Source organism: Hymenobacter nivis (assembly GCF_003149515.1).
GTDB lineage: Bacteria > Bacteroidota > Bacteroidia > Cytophagales > Hymenobacteraceae > Hymenobacter > Hymenobacter nivis.
In genome coordinates this window covers 636,835-652,763 of the sequence record NZ_CP029145.1, presented here as the reverse complement: position 1 = coordinate 652,763, position 15,929 = coordinate 636,835, and the positions used below count along the sequence as shown (strand labels likewise).

At 65.6% G+C, this 15,929-nt stretch carries 15 protein-coding genes; 8 read left to right on the top strand and 7 right to left on the bottom strand.

Features of this window, described 5'->3' with window-relative positions:
- Positions 1–402 precede the first annotated feature (402 nt).
- Genes DDQ68_RS02700 through DDQ68_RS22435 form a run of 3 tightly spaced genes read left to right on the top strand, consistent with a single transcriptional unit; the run spans position 403 to position 3,991 of the window.
- Positions 403–1,128 (top strand): RNA polymerase sigma-70 factor, encoded by a 726-nt coding sequence (locus tag DDQ68_RS02700; RefSeq protein ID WP_109654592.1) that lies wholly within the window; start codon positions 403–405, stop codon positions 1,126–1,128.
- Between the two features lie 2 nt (positions 1,129–1,130).
- Positions 1,131–2,342 (top strand): FecR family protein, encoded by a 1,212-nt coding sequence (locus DDQ68_RS02695; protein ID WP_109654590.1) that lies wholly within the window; start codon positions 1,131–1,133, stop codon positions 2,340–2,342.
- Entirely contained in the window at positions 2,339–3,991 is a 1,653-nt protein-coding gene (locus tag DDQ68_RS22435; protein ID WP_162549758.1) for a hypothetical protein, read from the top strand. The genes DDQ68_RS02695 and DDQ68_RS22435 overlap by 4 nt, the downstream gene beginning before the upstream one ends.
- A gap of 159 nt (positions 3,992–4,150) precedes the next feature.
- Here the strand turns inward: DDQ68_RS22435 and DDQ68_RS02685 are convergent, their stop codons facing one another.
- From DDQ68_RS02685 to DDQ68_RS02660, 6 genes are all read right to left on the bottom strand, one after another.
- Positions 4,151–4,477 carry a hypothetical protein gene (locus DDQ68_RS02685; RefSeq protein ID WP_162549757.1) on the bottom strand — a complete coding sequence of 109 codons (327 nt, stop codon included), beginning with the start codon at positions 4,475–4,477 and terminating at the stop codon, positions 4,151–4,153.
- A 302-nt stretch (positions 4,478–4,779) separates the two neighbouring features.
- Positions 4,780–6,069 (bottom strand): DUF3570 domain-containing protein, encoded by a 1,290-nt coding sequence (locus DDQ68_RS02680; RefSeq protein WP_109654584.1) that lies wholly within the window; start codon positions 6,067–6,069, stop codon positions 4,780–4,782.
- Between the two features lie 189 nt (positions 6,070–6,258).
- A complete protein-coding gene (locus tag DDQ68_RS02675; protein ID WP_109654582.1) occupies positions 6,259–6,492 on the bottom strand; it encodes a DUF4266 domain-containing protein in 234 nt (77 codons plus the stop codon).
- Positions 6,489–7,586, bottom strand: a complete 1,098-nt coding sequence (locus tag DDQ68_RS02670) for an FAD:protein FMN transferase (protein WP_162549756.1) — start codon at positions 7,584–7,586, stop codon at positions 6,489–6,491. Before DDQ68_RS02670 ends, DDQ68_RS02675 begins: the two co-directional genes overlap by 4 nt.
- 16 nt (positions 7,587–7,602) lie before the next feature.
- Entirely contained in the window at positions 7,603–8,058 is a 456-nt protein-coding gene (locus DDQ68_RS02665; RefSeq protein ID WP_162549755.1) for a thioredoxin family protein, read from the bottom strand.
- A gap of 60 nt (positions 8,059–8,118) precedes the next feature.
- Positions 8,119–8,568, bottom strand: coding sequence for a Rieske (2Fe-2S) protein (locus DDQ68_RS02660; protein WP_109654576.1), 450 nt, complete (start codon positions 8,566–8,568; stop codon positions 8,119–8,121).
- 620 nt (positions 8,569–9,188) lie between these two features.
- Between DDQ68_RS02660 and msrA the strand changes: the two genes are divergently transcribed.
- Positions 9,189–9,728 (top strand): peptide-methionine (S)-S-oxide reductase MsrA, encoded by a 540-nt coding sequence (gene msrA, locus DDQ68_RS02655; protein WP_109654573.1) that lies wholly within the window; start codon positions 9,189–9,191, stop codon positions 9,726–9,728.
- A gap of 271 nt (positions 9,729–9,999) precedes the next feature.
- On the opposite strand, the gene DDQ68_RS02650 is transcribed toward msrA, so the two are convergent.
- Positions 10,000–10,836, bottom strand: a complete 837-nt coding sequence (locus DDQ68_RS02650) for a 2,3,4,5-tetrahydropyridine-2,6-dicarboxylate N-succinyltransferase (RefSeq protein ID WP_109654571.1) — start codon at positions 10,834–10,836, stop codon at positions 10,000–10,002.
- A gap of 88 nt (positions 10,837–10,924) precedes the next feature.
- Between DDQ68_RS02650 and DDQ68_RS02645 the strand changes: the two genes are divergently transcribed.
- The 4 genes from DDQ68_RS02645 to mnmE all read left to right on the top strand — a co-directional run bounded on the left by DDQ68_RS02645 (position 10,925) and on the right by mnmE (position 15,802).
- A complete protein-coding gene (locus tag DDQ68_RS02645) occupies positions 10,925–12,094 on the top strand; it encodes a glycosyltransferase (RefSeq protein ID WP_109654569.1) in 1,170 nt (389 codons plus the stop codon).
- 90 nt (positions 12,095–12,184) lie between these two features.
- Entirely contained in the window at positions 12,185–13,186 is a 1,002-nt protein-coding gene (locus tag DDQ68_RS02640) for a 3-oxoacyl-ACP synthase III family protein (RefSeq protein WP_109658296.1), read from the top strand.
- Positions 13,187–13,464: 278 nt separating this feature from the next.
- Entirely contained in the window at positions 13,465–14,121 is a 657-nt protein-coding gene (locus tag DDQ68_RS02635; protein WP_109654567.1) for a metal-dependent transcriptional regulator, read from the top strand.
- A gap of 274 nt (positions 14,122–14,395) precedes the next feature.
- Positions 14,396–15,802 carry a tRNA uridine-5-carboxymethylaminomethyl(34) synthesis GTPase MnmE gene (gene mnmE / locus DDQ68_RS02630; RefSeq protein ID WP_109654565.1) on the top strand — a complete coding sequence of 469 codons (1,407 nt, stop codon included), beginning with the start codon at positions 14,396–14,398 and terminating at the stop codon, positions 15,800–15,802.
- Positions 15,803–15,929 lie beyond the last annotated feature (127 nt).

Genomic DNA, 15,929 nt, shown 5'->3' with positions numbered 1-15,929 from the left:
GATGAGGGTTTTCCCTTAAGCAAAATCTTGTTTTGTAGCTACTTATTCAGAAGTGAAAAGCCGGCAGACCGGCAGCGGCCAAATGGTACACGGACCTGGAAAACGCGCTAAATAAGAAGGCAGTCTGCACGCGGTGGCCCCCTCTCCGCGCGATGTACCAGGCAGCAGGAGCTAAAGACTTTACCGCGCGAAGCCCCGGGCAACGCCCCCCTGGTTTTGCGCAGTAGCAGGGCCGGGACTGGTAGTAGTTGCCCGGGGCCCCATCCACAGGCTTAGCGGCGGATGGCGTTCACTGCTTAGCTTGCGGAAAGAGCGGCCACCCGGGGAACAGCACTTCCCCCAGAGCTGTTAATTTCTGGCGGCTCGCCCTCCGCCCGACTCTATTCCCCGGGCCTTCCCCCTATGGCGACCCCTAACGATGCTGCCCTGGATACCCGCCTGACGCACCTGCGCCAGGCCGACCCCGCAGCGTTTCTGGAAGCCTTGTTTAAGGCATTTTACGCCCCACTTGGGGCGGTGGCCTACCGCGTGGTGCCCGACCGGGCAGCGGTGGAAGACATTTTGCAGGACGTATTTTTACGGGTATGGCAGGGGCTAGCCACGCTGCCAGCCATCGATTCGCACCGCGCCTACCTCACGCGCATGGCCCTCAATGCCGCCGTGCGCTACCAGCAGCGCGCCCAGCGCCACGTGGCCTGGGACGAGGCCCCGCCCGCCAGCGCCCCCGTGGCCCCCGACGCCCTGGCCCAGCTGCACGCCACCGAAACCACCGCGGCCGTGGCGGCGGCCCTGGCCCACCTGCCACCCCAGTGCCGCGTGGTGTTCGAGCTGAGCCGCTACGAGGAAATGAGCTACCAGCAGATTGCTGAGGCGCTCGAGATATCGCCTAAAACCGTGGAAAACCAGATGGGTAAGGCCCTGCGCATTCTGCGGCGCGAGCTGGCGGGCGTGCTCAAAAACCTGTACGGACTGCTGCTCTACCTGCTGGCGCTGCGGGCGCTGAGTGCCGGCGGCGGACCCGCCCGCCCCGCGCCGGCCGCTATTTTTGGGGGCCGCGTGGGGGTAGGGGCGCCGTGGCGTATCCGTACAGTACCTGGCCCCGTCCTCTTCCCCCGGCTTCCTGCTTGACGATGCAACGCTACCCCGACCCGCCGGATGCCCCCTGGGCGCTGCTGGCCCGCCACCTGGCCGCCGAAACCTCGGCCGCCGAACGCGCCGACCTGCGCGCCTGGGTGCAGGCCGACCCGCGCCACCTGCAAATCCTGGCCACCGTTACCCGCGCCTGGGAGCGGGCGGGCGAGGCCGCCGCGCAGCCCGTACTCTTCTCGCCGGCCGATGTGGAGGCCGCCTGGCAGCGCTTCCGGCTCCTAATGGCCGTACCGGCCGGGCCACTCGCCGTATCTGCGCTCGCCCTCAGCCCCCTTCCCGCGCCGGGCCCCATCGCCACGCCCATTCCTGCCCCTATCCCTGCGCCGGTGGTGCGCCCGCTGTGGCCGGGGGCCAGGCCAACCGCAACCAGGTGGTGGCAGCTGGCCGCCGCGCTTGCCCTGCTGGTAGGTGGGGGTTACCTATTGACTGATGGGCAGTTTCTGCACAAGCACGACACCGTGACGACCTATGCCAGCGCCGCCCGCCGCCAGCTGGTGCGCTTGCCCGACGGCAGCCGCGTGTGGCTGAATGCCCATTCGCGGCTGCACTACCGGGGCCTGGGTGCACCGGCCAGCACTGGCGCGCGAGCCGTGCAGCTCACCGGCGAGGCGTATTTTGAGGTAGCGCATAACCCCGCCCGGCCCTTTCTGGTGAGCACGGCCACGGCCCGTGTGCGCGTAACGGGCACGGCCTTCAACGTGCGGGCCTACGCGGCCGAAGACTCGGTGGAGGTGAGCGTGACCCACGGCCGGGTGTGGCTGCTGCACCTCGCCACCCCCGACAGCGTGCTGCTTACGGCCGATACCCGCGCCGCCCTGCGCGCCACCGATGCCCCCGGCCGCGTGGCCGCCACACTGCGCCGCACCCCCACGGCCGACCACAATTTCCGGGCCTGGCAGACCGATACCCTGCGCTTCCGCGACACGCCGGTGGCCCAGGTGGCCCAGACGCTGCGCGCCACCTTCGGCACGGCCGTGACGCTGCTGAGCGCTGGCCTGGGCAAGTGCCGCTTCACCGGCACCTTTGCCCGCCCGCAGCCCCACCAGATACTGGCCGTGCTAGCCGCCGCCACCGCCAGCCGCTTGGCCCCCGACGGCAGCGGCGGCTACGTGCTGGCCGGCCCCGGCTGCGCCGGGGGTATGGCCGGGGCCGACCTCCCCCCAGATTCGGCTACGCTAGTTGCCCAGCCGTGAGCGGGGGCCCTGGGTACTGGCGGGCCACGGGCCGCGTGGTGTTTGCGCTGGCGGCCGGCGGCCTGGCCAGCGGCGGGCCGGCGCGGGCGCAGCAACCCGGCCCACCGCTGGCAGTGCCCGCGGTGCTGGCGCGCCCGGTGGCGTTGAGGCCCGGCAACCGCCCGTTGGGCGAGGTGCTGGCTGAACTGTCGCGCCAGAGCCGGCTGCCGTTCAGCTACAGCAGCTCGCTCATTCCGGTGGGGCACCGCTACCGGCTGGCGGCGGGGCCGCCGCGCCCACTGGGCGTAGTGCTGCGCGAGATGCTGGCCGCTACCCATTTATCCTATGGCTTGCTCGATGGCCAACTCGTGCTGTGGCCCGCCCAGGCGGCCCTGCCCGCCGGCGTCACGGCCGTGAACGGCCACCCTGCCAGCAGCGGGCCGCCCCTGTCCAACCAAGCGGCCTTCTTGGCAAAAAGTCCCGGTCCTGCTTACTCAACCAGCTTCGCAACAAAGCCGCAGTCTACTCAAAAAGCTGGGGCCCCGGCGCTCACTGCTGACCCACCGCACGAGCTGCACCGCCGCGCCCTAGCGGCTGGCTCCGCCCTCCCCACATTGGCGGCGGAACCGGGCAGCAGTATAACCACGGCGGGGGCCCCCATCCACAACAAAGCCACGAGCCCCTTGACTAAAGCCGCTAGCCTGGCGGCTTCCACAAGGCTACCCGCTGGGCGAGCACGGCCGCGTTCGGTGGTACGGGGCCTTGGTTCCGGGGGTGAAGATTCAGGTTCCAGGGGTGGGGATTCAGGTGTCGGGGGTGGGGATTCAGGGGTCAAGGTGGCGGCCTCCGCAGGGGCCCCTGGCACCCCTGGAGCCCCTGGAGCCCCGCGCACCACCACCGCTTTCCTCGCCCAGAGCCCTGCCCCCCCCGTACCGCCGACACGGCGGGCAATTGAGGCCCTGCCCGCGGCGGAAAACACGGAGGCAAGGCCCCGGGCCGCCGGTGACGCGCGCCGGGCGCTGCTAGCTGCACCCGACTCGTTGGAGCCGTTGCGGGCGCGGCCCGTTTTTGCGGCCCTGGATTCGATTCCGCTCGGTGCCCCGCACCCCGGGGCCCTGGCCAGTCCTTATCCTGCACGCAACGCCGTGGCAAAAAATATTGCCACCGTTCCTTCTTCCGCACCCCTGCTGGCAGGGTTGCGCAGCTGGACCTACCTACATGGCGAGGTGTGGGCCAGCGAAAGCATGCCCCTGGGCGCAACAGTAAAAGTGGGCGTGCGCCCGGCCTACCTCGTGCTCGGGGCGGCCTTGGCGCCCACCGGCCATCACCACGGGGCGGCGTGGGGCGTGGGGTTGGGCACAGCCGGCCGGGCCCGGGGCCGCTTCACCCCCAGCCTCGATTTGCTACTGTGGTGGCTAAACGGCGACGATGACGGCGTGGGCCGGACCCAGCTCACGCAGCTGCGCCCGCAGCTGGCTTGGCAGCTCAAACAAGGCGGGCGGTGGCAGCTGGTGGGCGGGCCCACCCTCAACCTGGCCACAGCCCGGCGCACCCTGGGCGCACGGCCGCGCTGGCACGTGGGGCAAGACCAGTGGCTGTGGTTTGAATCGCTCGATGACCAACCGCTGCTGCGCCTGTGGCCCGGGGTGCAGCTGGGCCTAAGATTTTAGGCACCGCCTACCTTGTCTGGCGGCCTTATGCGGCCTTAGCCACCGCGCCACGACGGCCACCGGGGGTCCCCTTTGAGCAACCCCGTACCCAGCGGCGAGCCGGATGCGGGAGCGCTCAACCAGAGAATAAGCTAGAGTAAGTAGCTATCCAGACGATTGTTAAGTTGCAATGGGAGCATGAGGCGGGGCCCAGCCCGGCAGGTCACGGGCAATTTTGCGGGCGGAGGGTGGGCGGTGGGTGGGCCCCGGGGCAGGTAGCTCGTGGGTCGCCAGCAGCTCTTCGTACACCGCCTGCTGCCGGGCCAGCCCGCTACCCCAGGCCGGCGCGGCAAGGGGGCCCCGCGCCTCGGGCCCGTACGACCACCCCGGCAGCTCAGCGCCCGGGCCGCAGGGCCGGACCGCTAGCGCCGGCAGGTAGCGGACCGGCGCCGCAGTGCAGGGCCACACGGGCCGCCAGCCGGCCGCCGTGGGCCGCGCATATTCCAAAAAATAAGTGCTTTGCATAACCCATGTACTTGACGATGAATTAATTACGGCCGGAAGGTCTCCGAGTCCCTTCGCGCGGCTTGTTGCCAGGCAGCGCGCGCATCAACAAGAGGCGCGGGGCCCCCGCTACCCCCACGCGGCCCCCGTTTTTATTTGGGCGCAACGGCTGCGCACAGGCAAAAAGGCGTGGGAATGCAGTTAATTTTTTATAAAATATTCAGGATAAGCAGTTTATCAAAGCTTGGCATTGCGTGCTGGCTCCTGCCGCAGCGCGCCGCTGTTTGCCGCCGCGGGGCCCCGACTTAGGGCATGACGAAGGAGAAATCGACACTCACGATGTTGGCCGTGAGGCCGGTGGTTTGCCAGTAGTGGCCGTAGCGCAGGTCGATGGATTTGAACTTGGCCACCCGGTCCCCGAAGGGCGTTTTGAAGCGGCTGAGCCCGTAGAGTGGGGCGTAGCGGAAGCCCAGGCCCAATTTCTGGGCCGTAAAGGCCGCCAGGTCGTAGTCGGACGAGTAGAATTCGTCCGCGGTGGAGTGGGCCAGGTAGGGCGCGAAGTAAGTCGCGGCCGTCTGGGTGTGGTAGCGGTAGAAGGGGTAGAGCGTGAAAAACGGCGTCACCTTTACCGGCGCTTCCAGCTCAAAAGTGTGCGCCCGGATACCGAAATTATCGTTGTAGAAGCGGTAGAAGCCCCGGATTTGCACCAGGTCGGTGGCGTAGTAGTTCAGGCGCAGGCCCACGGGGTACTTGGTGCGCAGGCGGGGCAGCAGCTCGGTTTTGGCGGTGCCCAGCTGGCCGGGCGTGCCCAGTTCCGGGGCGCTGTTGTAGAAGTACACCCGGTGAAACGGGGTGCTTAGCAGTCCACGCTGGGTCACCAGCTCGGTGCTCACGGCCAGTTGCAGGCGCTTGCTGATAACCTGCGAATACACGATGTTCAGGTTATAGCTCTGGCGGTTATCAAAGCCCGAGCCGTGCTTCTGGTTGCCTGTGCCGGTGGTACCGGTGCGCAGCTCCACGGGCAAAATCAGCGTCACCTGGTCGCTGTACACCTGCCCGCCGATGCTCAGCTCACGGTTGCCGTCGCGCGAGCCGTGCGTCCAGGAACCGGCCAGGTTAAACGACTGGTAGTCATATTCTTTGGAAGCCCCGCCGCCGAGGCCCAGGATGGTGCGCTTGTCCTTGAGCGTGCGCGAGTAGCCTAGGTCGAGGTGGTAGCGCACATCGCGCGACGACGGCGACGAGAGCACCTGGTCGATGCGGTCGGTCGAGGCCGAGGCGTAGTAGTCGAAGCCCACGTTGGCCGTGAGGCGCGCCACCGAGTCGAGCGGCACATTCAGGATGATGGTCGGGGACACGTCGGTGAGGTGCTGCGTGCCAATGCCACCCTCCACGGCCCCGTGGTCGCCGTTTTGCTGGTAGTAACTGCTGATAAAGTCCACGTCAGTTTCGCCCACCGACGCGGGCGCTAGGCGCGCCGCCGAGGCTGCCGCCGGCGGGCCTGAGCCATCGAGGCGGTTGGAGGTGGGCGTGCCCTGGGCCAGGGCTGACATAGGCAGCGCCAGCACAAGGCCAGCAACCAGTAAAAATCTCATGAATAAGCAGTTAATATGCTTGTAAATACTACGCCAGTACCGTTTCTAGGTGAGTGTACCTAGTTACGGTGCACGTCTGTGCCACTAAGCTGTACTTGGTTTCGCGTTAAGGGCACCTGGGGCAAGACTAAGCACAACTTAGTGGTACACGCTAACGCCGCAGCTACGTGCGCTAATTTGGAAACTGCTCTAATTACAGCCGCAGCCACCGCCCACCTTGCCGCCGTTGGCCCCGCCTGCGCCTTCGCGGTAGCTTTCGAAGTTAACTTCCGGGGTCTCGACCTTCTTGGTGGCCAGCTTCATGTCCTCGTCGTTGAGGTAGGCCTTTTGGTAGGCGGCCACCGACACGCAGGCGGGCAGGGCCCCGGCGCCAGCCAGCAGCAGGCCCAGGGCTACCGGGCGGAAAAAAGCAGAGAGTTTCATCGGGTAACGGGGGTTTTGGCAACGGTCGCCGCGGCGGCGCTGTGGTACGAGTTAAGTTGCATGCCCTTAGAAACCAGCGTTTGGCCGTCGTCGGTAATCACGGTGGCGTCCACGCCCTTGAGGCGGTTTATCATCGCCAGGCCTACCTGGGGCCCCAGCACAAACACGGCGTCGTCGAGGGCGTCGGCCAGCTCCACGTCGGGGCAAATGATGGTGACCGAGCGCAGGCCCGTGGCCGGGTAGCCGGTGTGCGGGTTGATGATGTGGCCGTAGTATTTGCCGGCCACCGTGAAATACTGCTCGTAGTTACCGGCCGTGACCACGGCCATATCGCTGACCGTCAGCCAGGAGGACACGCTCTGGGGCCGGGCCGGGTCGCCGATGGCAATGCGCCAGCCGCTGCCGTCGGCCTGCTTGCCCCAGCAGTACACGTCGCCCGAGCCGTTGAGGAGGCCCCCGGCGATGCCCATTTTTTTCATAATTTCTGAAGCCCGCCGCACGCCGTAGCCTTGCAGAATGCCGGCCAGATTGATCCGCATCCCTTTTTCGGGCAAGTACACCGAATGCACGGCCGGGTCGAGCCGCACCTTCTGCCAGCCAATGCGCCGCACCGAATTGCGCACCGTGGCCGAATCGGGCAGGCTGGCGTGCTCCGTTTTATCAAACTGATAGATCTTGTCGCCGCTGGCAAACGTAATGTCGAAAGCCCCGCCGCTGAGCTGCGAGATTTTGAGCGTCCGCGCGATAAGGTCGTACACCTCCTGGTCCACCACCACCGGCCGGATGCCCGCCATTCGGTTAATTTTCACCACTTGCGAGGTCGAATCCCAATAGGAAAAAAGGCGGTCGATACGCCCGGTTTCGCGCATGCCGGCGCGCAGGGCCCGCCAGGCCAGCGAGTCGTCGCTGGATACGGCCGTGAAGGTGAAGTGCGAGCCCATCAGGTGCGCCGCGCGGGTGTAGGCGCGCGGCGGGCGGGCGGCGGCCACCGTGGGGGCCCCCTGGGCGCGGGCCGCCGCCAGGCTGCCGCCCGCGCACAGCCCCACCAGCAGCACGGCCCGCGCTTGCTGCTGCCAAGCAGCCAGGCAATTCATTAGCAAGTGCATACGCTTAGTTTTTGGCGAGAAGCTGGCTCAGGTACGCATCGTAGGCGGTGGCCCCGCCGGGGCGGTAGCCGGTGCGCGCCAGCACCTTGCCCTCGGGCGAGAGCAGCACCACGGCCGGAAACACCCCGTCTTTGTTGAGCCGGGCGGCGGCGTCCTCATTGCGCTTGGTCTGGGCTGGATCGAGGCGGTTTTTCTTGTTGCGCGGGAAGTCGAAGCGCGCCAGCACAAACTTGCCCTGGGCGTACTGCGCAAATTCGGGCTGGTCGAATACCTCCTGCTTGAGCATCATGCAGGGCTTACACCAATCGGAACCCGAAAACACGACCAGTACCGGCTGTTGGCTCGCCTTGGCCCGCGCCAAGGCGGCGGCGAGGTCCGAAGTCCAGGCCGGGGCGGGGGCCTGCGCGTGGGCGCTGCCGGCGGCCAGCAGCGCGACAAAAGGAAGGGCAAGCAGGCGCATAATTGCAGAAGTGAAAGCCATTAACAACATGAGGTTTAATAATTTGCAGATACCAGCCGGCTAGCCGGTTACGTGCAGGCTGGTGCCCGTTTGCACCACGGCGTACTGCTTGAGCCCCGACGACACTGGGCCGCTAATAATGCCCCCGCTCAGGTTGAACACCGCGTTATGGTTGGGGCAAATGAAGTGCGCTGCCGCTTGGTCAAAGTACACGCTGGTGCCCTGATGCGGGCACGGCGCCTGGAAGGCCACGTAGGTACCCGCCGTGGTTTTGGCCACGATGACGGCCCGGTTGGCCCCGTAGATATAGCCCACGCCGGCATCGTTGAGCGGGGTGCTGGTCACGGCCGTGAGGTCCACCGCGAAGTCGACGCCAGTGGCGGCGGTCGGCGCAGGGTCGCTGCCGGCGCTGCTGCACCCGCTCAGGCACGCCGAGGCCAGCAAGCCGGCGGCTCCCAGGCCAAAGAGTTGCAAAAAATTCTGGCGATTCATTCCTGCTGGGTCGGGCATGGTCTCGGAGAGGGAGGACGGTGGTTAAGAGCGCGCCCTTGCTAGGAAGATGCATAGCCCCGCTCCTACCCCTACGCTTCGCCGATTTTTATTTTTTAGCAGCGTATTTATGAAGTGTTAAATATTGATTTTCAAAGTTTTATGTCGTTAAATCATTGAGAAATCTGTAAATAAGCAAGTAGTGTTGCGGCGTGGTGATTCTTCGAAATACACAACTTCATGCTCCATTCAGGCACGATTGGCAATCAATGGGTGAGCGTGCGTGTGGCGAGGCCCTCTATGCTGGGCGGCCAGCAGCGGGACATTCCGGACCGGGGCGCGCAGTGCACCGGCGGCCAATGGCAAGCGCTGGGCGCAACCAGCTTGTGCAAAGGCTATGCTGCCCTTTGCATAGGCTTGCACTACCTGGCAAAACCGCTTGTGGGATGGCTCCTTATAACGTACCGCAACGATAACGTACCGCAACGCGGGTCTGATAGGCTGTGCTATTTGATTCGGGCGCCCGACCGCCGCCCAACCCCGCGGACTCGGAGCGTACACGCCATAACCGAACGCCGGGGCCCTAATTTGCGTTGAGACTCCAGCAGCGCACCTCACAACCCGCGCGCTTTTCCTGACCCATGACTGAACATGCATTATTTGGCGCCGGCTGCTTCTGGTGCGTCGAGGCCGTTTTCCAAAACCTGAAGGGCGTGGAGAAAGTGGTATCCGGCTACGCCGGGGGCCGCATCGCTAACCCTACCTATAAGGAAGTGTGCAGCGGCCTGACGGGCCACAACGAGGTGATTGACATTGCCTTCGACCCGGCCGTTATCAGCTACAAGGAACTGCTCGAAATCTTCTGGAAAACCCACGACCCGACCACCCTCAACCGCCAGGGCAACGACGTAGGCACCCAGTACCGCTCGGGCGTGTACTACCATAACGACGCGCAAAAGCAGCTCGCCGAGGAGTATAAGCAGAAGCTCAACGACGGCCACGCCTTCCCGAACCCCATCGTGACGGAGATTACGGCCGCCCCCACCTTCTACCCCGCCGAGAACTACCACCAGAACTACTTCAACCTGCACGGCCACGAGCCCTACTGCCAGTTCGTAGCCAAGCCCAAAGTAGACAAGGTGAAAGCCTTGTTCGGCGAAAAGCTGAAGGAAACTGCCTGAGCCGCAGATTGAGTGGATTTAACGAATAAGAGCGGATTCGGGGGGGGCCGAGGCGGGCTGCCGGCTGTCCGCTAATCGTTATAGCGGCGCAGGGGCCCTACCCGCAACCGCAACGATTCAGCGATTACCGGGTAGCCAGCGAAGAGCCGACAGCCCGGCCCTGCGGTCTCAAAGCTCAACTAAAAAGGCCACTCATCGAGTGGCCTTTTTGACGACAGATAAACAACTATTACAATCCGTTGTTATCCGTTAAATCCACTTAATCTGCGGTTTAGACAGACACACCGAAATCGCGCAGCGCGTCGTTGAGCGACGTTTTCAGGTCGGTGCTGGGCTTGCGCTGGCCGATGATGAGGGCGCAGGGTACCTGGTACTCGCCGGCGGGAAACTGCTTGGGGATGGAGCCGGGGATGACGACCGAGCGGGGCGGTACGTAGCCGCGATACTCCTTGGGCTCGGCGCCCGTCACGTCGATGATTTTGGTGCTGCCAGTGATGGTGACGCCCGCGCCAATGACGGCCTCTTTGCCGATGCGGCAGCCTTCGACCAGGATGCTACGCGAGCCGATGAAGGCGCCGTCTTCAATGATGACGGGGGCCGCTTGCACGGGCTCCAGCACGCCGCCGAGGCCCACACCGCCGCTCAGGTGCACGCCCTTGCCCACCTGGGCGCAGCTGCCCACAGTGGCCCAGGTGTCCACCATCGTGCCCTCGCCCACGTAGGCGCCAATGTTGGTGTAGCTAGGCATGAGGATAACGCCGGGAGCTAGAAACGCGCCGTAGCGGGCCACGGCGGGCGGTACCACGCGCACCTGCTGGCCGGCGTAGTCGGTTTTGAGCTGCATTTTGTCGTGGTACTCGAAGGGGCCCACCTCCTGGGTGCTCATCTGACGCAGGGGGAAATAGAGGATAACCGCCTTCTTCACCCACTCGTTGATGGTCCACTCGCCGCCGTCGGCGGCGGGCGGCGTGGCCACGCGCAGGCGGCCCTTGTCGAGCTCCTCAATAATGGCCTCGACGGCGGCTTTGGTGTCGGCAGTTTGGAGCAGGGCGCGGTCGGCCCAGGCAGCTTCGATGGTGGCTTGCGCGGCGGCGGAATCGAATGACATAAAAACGGAAAAAGTGAATCTGGAGCAAAACTAGCATCTTTGGCCGCCGCGGCCGCGCAGCGGCGCTTCCTTTCTGCCTTGCTTGCCCATGCCGCCGCTCACCGTCCTGCTCGCCTCCGTCCTCAAGCCCGTCGATGAGCCGCGGATGGCCGGCAAGTTTGCCGCTACGCTGCTGGAGCGGCCCGACGTGCTTGTGCACGTGGCCGGCCAGGGCCTCCGCGCCGGCCGGGGCCCCGGAGCGGCCGACGCCGCGGGCCGGCTGCACGCCCACGCCATTTTCCAGGGCTCGCGGCTGGGGCTGAGCCGCTTGGGGGCCCAGTTGCGCTACTGGCAGTTGCTGCGGCGCCTGCGGCCGGGCCTGGTGGTGGTGCACGCCCCGGAGCTACTGCCCCTCACGCTGCTGTGGCAGGCACGGGGCCCCGGGCGGCGCTTTATCTATGACATCCAGGAAAATTTCGCGCTCAATATCCGTACCCAGCGCGTGTACCCGCCGTGGGTGGGGCGCGTGCTGGCCGGGGCCCTGCGCCGCATAGAAACCCTGGCCGCCGGCCGCGCCGCTGGCCTCGTGCTGGCCGAGGCCAGCTACGCCGGCGAGCTGCCGTTTTTAAGTAGGGCCCCGGGCCGCGTGGCGGTGCTCGAAAACAAGTACCAGCCCGCCCTGGGCGAAGCGCTGCCCCACGCCGCCCGGCCACTGCCGGGGCCCCACGAGCCGCTGCGGCTGCTATTTTCGGGCACCCTCTCGGAGCTAAACGGCGTACGCGAGGCCGTGGCCCTGGCGGGGGCCCTGCACGCGGCCCGGCCCGGCGGGGCCCACCTCACCATCGTCGGCTTCTGCCAGCAACCGGCTTTGCTGCAAGAGCTTACGGCACTGGCCGCTGCGCACCCCGCTTGGCTGGCGCTGGAAAGCGGGGCACGGCCGGCGCCCTACGCGGCCGTGGTGGCGGCCATTGGGCGGGCCCACCTAGGCCTGCTGGCCTACCGCCCCCACCCCAGCTCGGAACGATGCCAGCCCACCAAGCTGTTTGAGTACCTGGCCCACGGCCTGCCACTACTGGTGCCGCCCAACCCGCTGTGGTCGGCGGCGGTGCGGGCCCACGGCGCGGGCCTGGTCGTCGATTTTGCCGACCCAGCCGCGGCGGCCGCGGCCGTGCTGGGGGCCCTGGCGGCGGGGCCGGCATTCTACCCGCAGGGCCCCCCGGCCAGCGCGCTGTGGGCCAGTGAGGCCAAAAAATTATGGGCCCTGCTGCATTTATCCTGAATAAGCTGCCAACTTTGCGGCCCTTTTGGCGGGGCAGTACCGTACGTTTCCTTCCTCAATCCCACCCTTTTCCTACGTTGCATGGCTACTTTGCGTCATTCCGAAATTGCCGGCGTCGGCCACTACGTGCCCAGCCGGGTAGTGAAAAACGCCGAACTGGAGCCCCTGCTCAATACTTCGGACACCTGGATCCAGGAGCGCACCGGCATTCAGGAGCGGCGCTGGTTTGAGGAAGGCACCGACACCACGGCCAACATGGGGGCCCGCGCCGCCCGCCGGGCCCTGGATATGGCCGGCCTCCAGCCCGACGACGTGCAGCTCATCGTATTCGCCACGCTATCACCCGATTACTTCTTTCCGGGCTCGGGTGTGCTGTTGCAGCGCGAGCTGAGCATGACGAACAATTGCCCCGCCCTCGACGTGCGCAACCAGTGCTCAGGCTTCATCTACGGCCTCTCGGTGGCCGACCAGTTTGTACGCACCGGCATGTACGATACGGTACTAGTAGTGGGCTCGGAAATTCACTCCTCGGGCCTCGACAAAACGCCCAACGGCCGAGGCGTGGCCGTCATTTTCGGCGATGGCGCCGGGGCCGTGGTGCTGCGGCCCAGCACCCGCGAGGGCCACGGCATCCTCAGCACGCACCTCTATTCACAGGGCGAATTTGCCGAGGAGCTCATTGTTAAGGAGCCCAGCTCGAACAAGGAGGACCGGGTGGGCCACGTCATCGCCAACGCCGCCGACCTCTACCCCTACATGAACGGCCAGAACGTGTTCAAGCATGCCGTGGTGCGCTTCCCGCAGGTCATCAAGGAAGCGCTGGACACCAACGGCTACCAGCCGGCCGACATCGACATGCTCATCCCGCACCAGGCCAATTTGCGCATCACCCAGTACGTGCAGCAGAAAATGGGCTTGCCCGACGAAAAAGTATTCAGCAACATCCAGCGCTACGGCAACACCACCGCCGCCAGCATCCCGCTGGCCCTGAGCGAAGCCGTGGAGCAAGGCAAAATCAAGCGCGGCGACCTGGTTTGCCTGGCCGCCTTCGGCTCGGGCTTCACCTGGGCCTCGGCGCTGATTAAGTGGTGATTTTTCATTTAACAGTTATACTGCTCACGAAGTGGAATGCGAAAACGAAGTAGGGTGCGGGGCTTGTCCCCGCCCGTCCTTGAACGGTTCCGTCGGCTTTCGTTCCACGACGGGCGGGGACAAGCCCCGCACCCTACTTCGTGACGACTATAACATTTATCAGTTAACACTTTAACCCGCGCTCGAATTGAACTGCGCCTAAAACGAAAGGCCGGTTAATCAGGGCTAAAAAATTGATTATTTGCTTGTTAAATGATAAATATTAACTATTAAATGAAATGACCATCACCGAAGAAAATTACCTCAAGGCCATCTGCAAGCTCTCGGAAGCGGAGCCGGCGACGGGCGTGAGCACCAATCGCATTGCGGGGGCCCTGGCCACGCGCCCGGCTTCGGTGACGGACATGCTGCGCCGCTTGTCCGAAAAGGGCTTGCTGGATTACGAGAAGTACCGCGGCGTGCAGCTCACCGACGAGGGCCGGCGGCTGGCGCTGCTCACCATCCGGCGGCACCGGTTATGGGAGGTGTTTTTGGTGCAGCAGCTGGGCTTTAACTGGGACGAGGTGCACGAGGTGGCCGAGGAGTTGGAGCATGTGCAGTCGCCGCTGCTGATGCGGCGGCTCGACGCCTTCCTGGGCCACCCCGCCCTCGATCCCCACGGCGACCCCATTCCGGCCGAGGACGGGGCCATGCGCCGCCCCTCCCACCGCCTGCTCGCCGACCTCGAAGCTGGCGAGCGCGCCACCCTCACGGCGGTTAAAAACACGTCGGGGCCCTTCCTGCAATACCTCGACAAGGTGGGCCTCCAGCTGGGGGCCCTGGTGGAAGTGCTCGACAAAGTAGCCTTCGACCAGTCGCTGGAACTGCGTGTGAACCGGGAGCGCACCGCCCTGGTGTCGGCCGAAGTGAGCCGCAATTTGTTCGTAACGGCTTAGTCTGAACCACGGATTTATCGGATTGGGCGGATTCGTCGGATTTTGGGGACGATTGCCGGGGGCCGGTTGGGGGCCCCGGGCGGGCTGCCGGCTTTTCGCCGGCTGCCCGCTAATCGTTGAATCGTTATTTGCCCGAGTCAAAATACCTGCCTGCAAGATGGTTAATAAATATTTCAACGATTAGCGGGCAGCCGGCGAAAAGCCGGCAGCCCGCCCGGGGCCCCCAACCGGCCCCCGGCAATCGTCCCCGAAATCCGCCCAATCCGATAAATCCGTGGTTCAGACACTTTTTTCCGATACCATCGTGGCCTTGGCCACGCCGCCCGGCGTAGGGGCCCTAGCCGTGGTGCGCCTTGCGGGTCCCGATGCGGTTGGCCTGATAGCCGGCGTGTTTTCTAAGAAGAATCTGGCTGCCCAGCCCGGCCATACGCTGCACTACGGCACCATCCGCGACCCCGACGGCGGGGCCCTGATCGACGAAGTGGTGGTGGCCCTGTACCGGGCTCCGCGCTCGTTCACGCGCGAAGACGCGGTGGAAATCAGCACCCACGGCTCCGACTACGTGGTGCGCCAGCTACTGGCGCTGCTGCTGCGTCGCGGGGCCCGGCTGGCCGAGGCCGGCGAGTTCACCAAGCGCGCCTTCCTGAACGGGGCCCTGGACCTGGCCCAGGCCGAGGCCGTGGCCGACCTCATCGCTGCCGACTCAGCCCTGAGCCACCAGGTGGCCCTGAACCAGCTGCGCGGCGGCTTCTCGCAGGAGCTGCGCACGTTGCGCGGCCGGCTCGTCACGTTCGCCTCACTGCTGGAATTGGAGTTAGATTTTGGCGAGGAAGACGTAGAATTTGCCGACCGCACCGGCCTTAGGGCCTTGCTGGGCGAAGTGGCCGACCGGGTGGCGGCGCTGCTGCGCTCATTCGAGCTGGGCAATGTCATTAAAAACGGCATCACCGTCGTCATCGCCGGACGGCCCAACGCAGGCAAGTCCACGCTGCTCAACGCGTTGCTGCGCGAGGAGCGAGCCATCGTATCGGCCATTCCGGGCACTACGCGCGACTTTATTGAGGACGAAGTGAGCCTCGACGGCCTGCGCTTCCGCTTCGTGGACACGGCCGGCCTGCGCGACGACCCTGCCGACGAGGTGGAGGCCATCGGTGTGCAGCGCACCCGCCAGCGCATCGGCCAGGCCGCCCTCCTCCTTTACCTCTTTGACCTCACGGAGCTGACGCCCGCCCAGGTGCAAGCCGAAATTGGAGCCCTCACGGCCGCGCACCCCGCCCTGCCCGTGCTGGCCGTGGGCAACAAGCTGGACCTGGCCAGCGGCGAGCAGCTGGCTGGCTTCGACGGCTTTGCGGTGGATGGCACCGCCGCTGTGCGGCTGGCCGCCGCCCGGGGCCAGGGCCTGGAGGCGTTGCAAACGGCGTTGCTGGCCCGCGTGCGCGGCGCGGGCCTGGCCGGCCACGCCGGGGCTACCATCGTTACGAACGTGCGCCACGCCCGGGCCTTGGCCGTGGCGGCCGAGCACTTGGCCGCCGTGCGCGCCGGCCTCGACGCCGGCCGGGGCACCGAGCTGCTGGCCGCCGACCTGCGCCACGCACTGGGAGCCCTGGGCGAAATCACGGGCGAAATTTCGTCGGATGATTTGCTAACCAGCATTTTCACCCAGTTTTGCATCGGCAAGTAGGCCGGGGCCCCGGGCCACGCCGGGCCCGTTCTACGCCCGGCCTGAACCAGGGAACCCATGCCGCAGCTACTTTTGTAGTAGAGACACGGTACAAAAGGCGGGCAGCTTGCCGCGCAGGCCGTAGCTT

Bases quoted from the DNA above. Each gene is read 5' to 3' on its own strand.
- msrA (WP_109654573.1), top strand. From the start codon at position 9,189: ATGACTGAACATGCATTATTTGGCGCCGGCTGCTTCTGGTGCGTCGAG.
- DDQ68_RS02660 (WP_109654576.1), bottom strand. From the start codon at position 8,568: ATGCCCGACCCAGCAGGAATGAATCGCCAGAATTTTTTGCAACTCTTT.
- DDQ68_RS02700 (WP_109654592.1), top strand. From the start codon at position 403: ATGGCGACCCCTAACGATGCTGCCCTGGATACCCGCCTGACGCACCTG.
- DDQ68_RS02695 (WP_109654590.1), top strand. From the start codon at position 1,131: ATGCAACGCTACCCCGACCCGCCGGATGCCCCCTGGGCGCTGCTGGCC.
- DDQ68_RS02680 (WP_109654584.1), bottom strand. From the start codon at position 6,069: ATGAGATTTTTACTGGTTGCTGGCCTTGTGCTGGCGCTGCCTATGTCA.
- DDQ68_RS02650 (WP_109654571.1), bottom strand. From the start codon at position 10,836: ATGTCATTCGATTCCGCCGCCGCGCAAGCCACCATCGAAGCTGCCTGG.
- DDQ68_RS02665 (WP_162549755.1), bottom strand. From the start codon at position 8,058: ATGCGCCTGCTTGCCCTTCCTTTTGTCGCGCTGCTGGCCGCCGGCAGC.
- DDQ68_RS02670 (WP_162549756.1), bottom strand. From the start codon at position 7,586: ATGAATTGCCTGGCTGCTTGGCAGCAGCAAGCGCGGGCCGTGCTGCTG.
- DDQ68_RS02675 (WP_109654582.1), bottom strand. From the start codon at position 6,492: ATGAAACTCTCTGCTTTTTTCCGCCCGGTAGCCCTGGGCCTGCTGCTG.
- DDQ68_RS02645 (WP_109654569.1), top strand. From the start codon at position 10,925: ATGCCGCCGCTCACCGTCCTGCTCGCCTCCGTCCTCAAGCCCGTCGAT.
- DDQ68_RS02635 (WP_109654567.1), top strand. From the start codon at position 13,465: ATGACCATCACCGAAGAAAATTACCTCAAGGCCATCTGCAAGCTCTCG.